General features: G+C 63.0%; 8 protein-coding genes. 4 read left to right on the forward strand and 4 right to left on the reverse strand.

Annotated elements, in window-relative coordinates; genetic code table 11:
* A partial coding sequence (locus tag HP547_RS18595) for a sodium:alanine symporter family protein (RefSeq protein WP_172287049.1) occupies positions 1-1,065 on the reverse strand: 1,065 nt, incomplete at its 3' end.
* Positions 1,066-1,243: 178 nt separating this feature from the next.
* On the opposite strand from HP547_RS18595, the gene HP547_RS18600 reads away from it, so the two are divergent.
* The 3 genes from HP547_RS18600 to HP547_RS18610 all read left to right on the forward strand — a co-directional run bounded on the left by HP547_RS18600 (position 1,244) and on the right by HP547_RS18610 (position 4,050).
* A complete protein-coding gene (locus HP547_RS18600) occupies positions 1,244-2,053 on the forward strand; it encodes a helix-turn-helix transcriptional regulator (RefSeq protein ID WP_172220621.1) in 810 nt (269 codons plus the stop codon).
* Between the two features lie 187 nt (positions 2,054-2,240).
* A complete protein-coding gene (locus HP547_RS18605; protein ID WP_172220597.1) occupies positions 2,241-3,125 on the forward strand; it encodes a sugar nucleotide-binding protein in 885 nt (294 codons plus the stop codon).
* The gene (locus HP547_RS18610; protein ID WP_172220594.1) at positions 3,118-4,050 is read left to right on the forward strand and encodes an NAD-dependent epimerase/dehydratase family protein; all 933 of its coding nucleotides are present in this window, start codon (positions 3,118-3,120) and stop codon (positions 4,048-4,050) included. The genes HP547_RS18605 and HP547_RS18610 overlap by 8 nt, the downstream gene beginning before the upstream one ends.
* Before the next feature lie 129 nt (positions 4,051-4,179).
* Here HP547_RS18610 and HP547_RS18615 read toward each other — a convergent pair whose 3' ends face one another.
* The gene (locus HP547_RS18615) at positions 4,180-4,623 is read right to left on the reverse strand and encodes a helix-turn-helix domain-containing protein (protein WP_172287050.1); all 444 of its coding nucleotides are present in this window, start codon (positions 4,621-4,623) and stop codon (positions 4,180-4,182) included.
* A 100-nt stretch (positions 4,624-4,723) separates the two neighbouring features.
* Here HP547_RS18615 and HP547_RS18620 point away from each other — a divergent pair, with 100 nt between their 5' ends.
* Entirely contained in the window at positions 4,724-5,929 is a 1,206-nt protein-coding gene (locus HP547_RS18620) for an MFS transporter (RefSeq protein ID WP_172287051.1), read from the forward strand.
* On the opposite strand, the gene HP547_RS18625 is transcribed toward HP547_RS18620, so the two are convergent.
* Together HP547_RS18625 and HP547_RS18630 are read right to left on the reverse strand one after the other, a co-directional pair.
* Positions 5,917-6,600 carry an OmpW family protein gene (locus tag HP547_RS18625; RefSeq protein WP_172220585.1) on the reverse strand — a complete coding sequence of 228 codons (684 nt, stop codon included), beginning with the start codon at positions 6,598-6,600 and terminating at the stop codon, positions 5,917-5,919. The two genes, HP547_RS18620 and HP547_RS18625, sit on opposite strands and share 13 nt — an antisense overlap.
* 110 nt (positions 6,601-6,710) lie before the next feature.
* Complete coding sequence (locus tag HP547_RS18630) at positions 6,711-7,205, reverse strand: DUF3299 domain-containing protein (protein WP_172287056.1); 495 nt, start codon at positions 7,203-7,205, stop codon at positions 6,711-6,713.
* Positions 7,206-7,250 lie beyond the last annotated feature (45 nt).

Below are 7,250 nucleotides of genomic sequence, written 5' to 3' on the forward strand. Positions count from 1 at the left end.
GATGCAGGTGAAGACGAACAGCGACAGCGCCACGCTGACGAACACACGGCCCCAGTCACCGACCACAGCGGCCAGCGAGTTCTGGGTCAGGACAATGCCGTCGCCTTCGAAGCCTGGGGTGTAGAAGCCCGACAGCAAGATCAGCAGTGCGGTGCAGGTGCAGATCAAGAAGGTGTCGAGGAACACGCTGAAGGCCTGGACCACGCCCTGCGCGCCCGGGTGCTTCACTGCCGCCACGGCGGCGACGTTAGGCGCGCTACCCAGGCCGGCTTCGTTGGCGAACACACCACGCTTAACGCCCATGACGATGGCGCTGCCAAGCAGGCCGCCAAACGCTGGATCAAGGCCGAAGGCGCTCTTGAAGATGGTTTCCAGCATGGCAGGCACGTGCTCGATCTGGGTGCCGATCACGTACAGGGTCACGCCGATGTAGGCAAGGGTCTTGACCGGTACCAGCAGGTCGGAAACCGCAGCGATGCGTTTGATGCCGCCGATGAAGGTGACGGCCAGCAGCACGGCCAGGACGATACCGGTGTGGCTTGGGTCGAAGGCAAAGGCGTTCTGCAGCGAGTGGGTCACGGTGTACGACTGCAGGCCGATGAAGGCAAAGCCGTAAGTGACCAGCAGCAGCACCGAGAACACGATGGCCATGCTTTTCAGCTTCAGGCCGTGCTGGATGTAGTAGGCCGGGCCACCACGGTACAGGCCGTCGCCGTCGGCGCGTTTGTAGACCTGGGCCAGGGTGCATTCGAAGAAGCTGCTGGCCATGCCGACCAGCGCAGTGACCCACATCCAGAACACCGCGCCTGGGCCACCCAGGGTCACGGCAATGCCGACACCGGCGATGTTACCCGCGCCCACGCGACCGGCCAGGCTCAGCATCAGGGCCTGGAAAGAGCTCAGCTGGCCTGCCTGGCCACGCAGCGATTCCTTGAATACGGTGAACATGTGGGCGAAATGGCGGAACTGTACGAACCGGGAACGGATGGTGAAGTAACCGCCGAGACCGACGATCAGCACGATGAGGAGTTTCCCGGAAAGGAAATCGTTGAGTGCTTCGAGCATTGGAAAATGACCTCGATTCTTATTCTTCGCATGGAAAGACCAGCGGACGGCAGGCGCACCGCTATTCGTTGGGGCGCATGGTTGGCCATGACAAGAGTGGTTACAATTTCGCGGATTGCTCTGACTTGATGCGACTTGATGCTACAATGGCGCCATTCGCGTCACCTGGGTTCCGCACATGAGCGATCATTTCGCTACCAACCTCAAGCTGGCTTGCAGCCACTACCGCTCTATCTCCGAAGTTTGCCGGCAGCTGTCGATCAACCGCGCGCAGTTCAACAAGTACCTGAGCGGCCAGAGCCGCCCGACGGCTTTCAACCTGAAGCGCATCGGCGATTTCTTCGGTGTCGAGGATTACGAGCTGAACCTGCCGGCCGAGCAGTTCGCCCGGTTGATCGGCGCCCGCGTGTCGACCCTGGCCGATCAGCCCAGCGACCCCATCAGCGAGCTGTTCCGACCGCTGCATGAACACGCGGGCAATTTGTCGCGCTATTGCGGTTACTACTTCGAGTATTCCAACTGCATGTCGGTACCCGGCACCATCCTCGTCTCGCTGGTGCATCTGTGGGAGGAACGCGGCCGTTTCCTGTTCGAACGTCAGGAGCGGCAGGAGCGCTCCAGCGCAGCCGACCAGCATGCCGAAGTACGTTGCCGCTACCTGGGTGCGGCTTTCCAGTTGCAGGACCGGGTGTTCCTCATCGACTACGAGTCGCTCACCTTCAACGAAATGAGCCAGACCATCCTCATTCCCAGCTTCAAAAGCCGTATTACCCGCCTCAACGGCCTGAAGGCCGGGGTATCCAGCGGCGACCGGCGCAACCCGGCCTGTACCCGGGTGGTGTGGGAATATCTGGGAGAGGAGATCAACCGCATCAATGCCTATCGACAGGTAAAGCTGTACCAGCCGGATGATCCGCGCATAGATGACGATGTACGCGAGCGGCTGAGCGTGGGGCCGTTGCGTAACAGTTTGTTCGAGATTGAATAGGGATATTGCCGGAACCGGCCTCTTCGCGGGTACGCTGATACAGAAATAGTGGGCTACCTGCAGGAGCGGGCTTGCTCGCGATCAGGTCAGTACAGGGAACTCAATAAACCCTGTGGTTGGACTTCCCGTATCGGAAACCGCAAAATGCCCCTTTCATTCATTAACCTCTTCCGGATCTGCTGACTCTATGCGTATGCGCCTAATGCTGTTGGGTGGTGGCAATGCCCTCGGGCAAGCGCTGATTCGTCTTGGGGCCGAGGAGGACATCGCTTTCCTGGCGCCGCGCCCGCCCGAGAATGGCTGGGCCCCGGCCAGCCTCACTCAGCTGCTCGATGATCACCGCCCCGATGCCGTGGTCAACCTGGCTTATTACTTCGACTGGTTCCAGGCCGAGTCGGTCAGCGAGCAGCGCCTGGCTCAGCAGGAGCGGGCGGTGGAGCGGCTGGCAGAACTGTGCCAGCACCACCAGATCACCCTGATCCAGCCGTCCAGCTATCGCGTGTTCGACGGTTCGCGGGCCACGGCCTACAGCGAAAAAGACGAACCAGTGCCGCTCGGCCTGCGTGGCCAGGCGCTGTGGCGTATCGAGCAGAGCGTGCGCGCGGCTTGCCCGCAGCATGTGCTTCTGCGCTTTGGCTGGCTGCTCGACGAAAGCATCGACGGTGCCCTCGGCCGCTTCCTGACCCGCGCCGAGCAGCCGCAAGAGCTGCTGCTGGCCGATGACCGGCGTGGCAACCCGACACCGGTCGACGATGCCGCGCGGGTGATCCTGTCGGTGCTCAAGCAGCTCGACTGTAGCGCGCCGCTGTGGGGCACCTACCATTACGCCGGCAACGAGGCGACCACGCCGCTGGCGCTGGGCCAGGCGATACTTACCGAGGCCGGGCATTACCGCCAGCTGGCTGTGCAGGCACCGACGCCGCAGGCGCATGCGGCGCGCCCGGATGCCAGCGAAGAGCCACAGCACGCAGTACTGGCTTGCAAGAAAATTCTTCATACCTTCGGTATCAAGCCGCGCGCCTGGCGCGCCGGCCTGCCGCCCTTACTGGACCGGTTCTATCGCCATGGCTGACGCCCCCATCCTGATCACCGGCGGTGCCGGCTTCATTGGCTCCCACCTGTGCGATGCGTTGTTGGACAAAGGCTACGCCGTACGCATTCTCGACGACCTGTCCACCGGCCGGCGGGCCAACCTGCAGCTCGACCACCCCCGGCTGCAACTGATCGAAGGTGATGTCGCCGATGCAGCGCTGGTCACCCAAGCCGCGGCTGGCTGCCGTGCCGTGGTGCACCTGGCAGCAGTGGCCTCGGTGCAGGCCTCGGTCGAGGACCCGGTACGCACCCACCAAAGCAACTTCATCGGCACCCTCAACGTGTGCGAAGCCATGCGCGTGCATGGGCTGCGCCGGGTACTGTTCGCCTCCAGCGCGGCGGTGTACGGCAACAATGGCGAGGGCGAGTCGATTGCCGAAGACACGCCCAAGGCGCCGTTGACCCCGTATGCCGTGGACAAGCTGGCCAGTGAGCAGTACCTGGACTTCTACCGCCGTCAGCATGGCCTGGAGCCGGTGGTGTTTCGCTTCTTCAACATCTTCGGGCCGCGTCAGGATCCGTCCTCGCCGTATTCCGGGGTTATCAGCATTTTCGCCGAGCGCGCAGTGCAGGGCTCGCCGATCACCGTGTTTGGCGATGGCGAGCAGACCCGCGATTTCCTCTACGTGGGCGACCTGGTGCAGGTGATGGTGCAGGCGCTGGAGCAGCCTCAGGTGCAGGAGGGGGCGGTGAATATCGGCCTCAACCAGGCCACTTCGCTGAACCAGTTGCTGGCCGCGCTGGAGAAGGTGGTTGGCAGTTTGCCTGCGGTCAGCTACGCCGCAGCGCGTTCGGGTGACATTCGCCATTCGCGGGCGGACAACCAGCGTTTGCTGGCGCGGTTCGATTTTCCGCAGGCGACGCCGATGGTCGAGGGTTTGGCGCGGCTTTTGGGTAAAAGCTGATATCCATTGCGGGCGCTCTGCGCCCCAACCGCCGGCAAGCCAGCTCCCACAAGATCCAGTAATCGCAAGATCAACGCGGTACCTGTGGGAGCTGGCTTGCCGGCGATGGGCTGCAAAGCAGCCCCATGATCACCCATGCCGCACAACTCTGCGCAGGCAATCCTCGGCATTCAAAACCCGCCCGTCCTGGCCGCGCACCTGCAACGTCTCAAGCCCGTGGCCGCTAGCCGCTTCCACCAACTCCGATCGCACCTCGCCCGCCTCGAACAGAAACTTCTCCCCCCACTGCCGCAAGCTAACCACCACCGGAAACACCGAGCGGCCTTTCCCGGTCAGCACATATTCCTTGTAAGCGCTGCCATCCGAAGCCGGCTGCATCTCCAGCAACCCACTCTCCACCAACAGCTTGAGCCGCGTGGCGAGGATGTTCTTCGCCAACCCCAGGTTCTTCTGAAACTCACTGAAGCGCCGCAGGCCATCGAAGGCATCGCGCAGGATCATCAGCGCCCAGCGGTCACCCAGTACCTCCAGGGCCCGGGCCACGGGGCATTGCGCATTGTTTTCGTCGAGCATGGAGTCGGCCTGCCGTGGTTATCTGGTTGCAGATTAAAACTACATTTGCTAAATAGCCAGCATGTGGTTTCAATTCGAAACCAGTTTTCGAGGCCAGCCGATGACCCCTTCGCAGACACGCTGGATAACCCTTCTGCTGGCCATCACCAGCGCCATGGCCGTGGCGACGGTGTATTTCGCCCAGCCGTTACTCGAATCGATGGCCGCCGAGCTGGGGGTGGCGCAGCAGCAGATCGGCTGGGTGGTCGGCGCGACCCAGGCGGGCTACGCCTTTGGGCTGTTGCTGATAGTGCCGCTGGGCGACCTCATCGACCGCAAGCGCCTGATCCTTGGCCAGTTGCTGTTCTCTGCCGTGGCTCTGGTCGGGGTGGGTATGGCGCCGAACTGGTCCGTGTTGCTGTTGGCCCTGGCTAGTACCGGGCTGATGGCAGTGATGGTGCAGGTGATGGTCGCGCATGCCGCGAGCATGGCCGCACCCGGCCAGCAAGGGCGGGCGGTTGGGACCGTGACCAGTGGCGTGGTGCTGGGGATTCTGTTAGCGCGCCTGGTCTCGGGCGGGCTGGCTGATGTGGCCGGCTGGCGCAGCGTATACCTGGTTGCAGCTGGGCTGCTGATGCTTATGGCCCTGGTGTTGTGGCGCACCTTGCCGAGCGGGCAGCGCATGGCGCACGGGCCTGGCTACCGGGCCTTGATCGCTGCCCAGTTCAGCTTGTACCGGCACGACCGGCTGCTGCGTCAGCGCGGGTTGTTCGGTGTGTTGATCTTCGCGGCGTTCAGCGTGCTGTGGAGTGCCATGGTCATGCCCTTGAGTGCTGCGCCGTTGGCACTGAGCCATACCGAGATCGGCCTGTTCGGCCTGGCAGGTGTTGCAGGCACATTGGCGGCGGCGCGCGCCGGTCGCCTGGCCGACCAGGGGCTGGGCGAGCGCAGCACCGGGCTGGCGCTGGCGCTGCTGGTACTGTCCTGGCTGCCCACGGCATTCGTCGAGCATTCACTGATTGCCTTCGTGCTGGGGGTGCTGATGCTGGACTTCGCCGTGCAGGCGGTGCACGTGACCAACCAGAGCATATTGCTGGCCGGGCGTGGCGTGATGGCCAGCCGCTTGATTGGCGCCTACATGTGCTGCTATTCGCTGGGCAGTGGCTTGGGGGCGGTGCTGGCGGGCTGGGTGTACGCCCATTGGGGTTGGGCTGCGGTATGCGGGCTTGGCATGGCGATCAGTGCGTTCGCACTGGGGTATTGGCTATGGCTGCAACGGGCGAGGGCGGCCGAGGCCGCCCTGCAGTGCTCAGGTCAGAACTTGTAGCCCAGGCCGACCATGTAGACCCACGGGTCGACTTCCACGTCGACCTTGGTCTTGCTGTAGCCCAAGGCGGTCGGGCCGTTGACGCTGGCCTTGGTATCGATATCGACGTACCAGACCGAGGCGTTCACCAGCAGGTTGTCAGTGATCATGTAGTCCATGCCCAGCTGACCGGCGATACCGACCGAGTCCTGCAGCTTCAGGTTGCTGAAACCCTGTTGCTTGCGGCTGCTGCTGAGGTCTTCATCGAAGAACAGGGTGTAGTTGATGCCGACGCCGGCATACGGCTGGAACCGGGAGTTCGGCTCCATCGGGTAGTACTGCAACGACAAGGTCGGTGGCAGCTGCTTGATGTTCGCCAGCTTGCCATCCAGGCCGCCGCCCAGGCCCTTGACGCCGACGGTGTGCTTGAACGGCGTGGCGGCGAGCAGTTCCAGGCCGATGTGGTCGGTGAGCATGTAGGCGAAAGTCAGCCCCAGCTGGGTGTCGCTGTCCAGGGTAGCCTTGGTGCCCGATACCTTGTTGCCGTCGAATTTCAGGTCGCCGCTGCTCTCGTTGGGGGCAGTGGTGATGGCGCCGGCGCGGACGATGACATCGCCCGCCTGGTGGGCGTGGGCAACAGGGGCAGCGAGCGCCAGGGCCGCGAGGGCGGCGCCGAGCAAGGACTTGTTCATGGGAGCTCCCAAAGGACGTGAGTAATCGAGTAGTCCAATGGTACGGAGCCGTCTAAACCGATTGTTTGACCCAGCTCAAAAGAAGCGTCCGCAAGAGTTCGAAGTGGTTCTCATTTCAGCTCATAAGCGTATATTTTCTCGGCTTCCATCTGGTAACCGGCGTCTGCCAGTTCGCTGCTGGAGGCTCTGACCTGCATCTTTCCCTCGATCCAGTAGGGCTGGTAGAGGTCTTCGACGCGCACACCCATTTCGCTGAAGATATGCACGATCTGGTTCGACGGTGGCGGTGGTACGTGGATGCACGCGCCGTAGTAGGGCACCAGCAGGAACTCGGTGGTGCGGCCCTCTTCGCTGACTTCAAGCGGCACAATGTAGCCGGGCAGTTTGATCTGCTGGCCGTCGAGGCTTTTCACCACTGGCGCGTCGGGGGCTTGCTGGCGCGCTGCGGGGGCGGACTCGGCAAACAGGGCGCTGCTGATTTGCGACAGGTCGTGCAGTGGGGCCAGTTGTGGCGGGATGACCGGGGCGCCTTCGGGGATGAGGGCGGGCCAGTCCAGCTCCTTGGGTTCGGCGGCCCAGGCAGGTATTGCCAGCGAGAGCAGCATGATCAACAGGATTTTTGCTGTCTGCGCTGGCCTCTTCGCGGGTGA

This window comes from Pseudomonas sp. CM27 (assembly GCF_013179515.1).
Taxonomy (GTDB): Bacteria; Pseudomonadota; Gammaproteobacteria; order Pseudomonadales; family Pseudomonadaceae; genus Aquipseudomonas.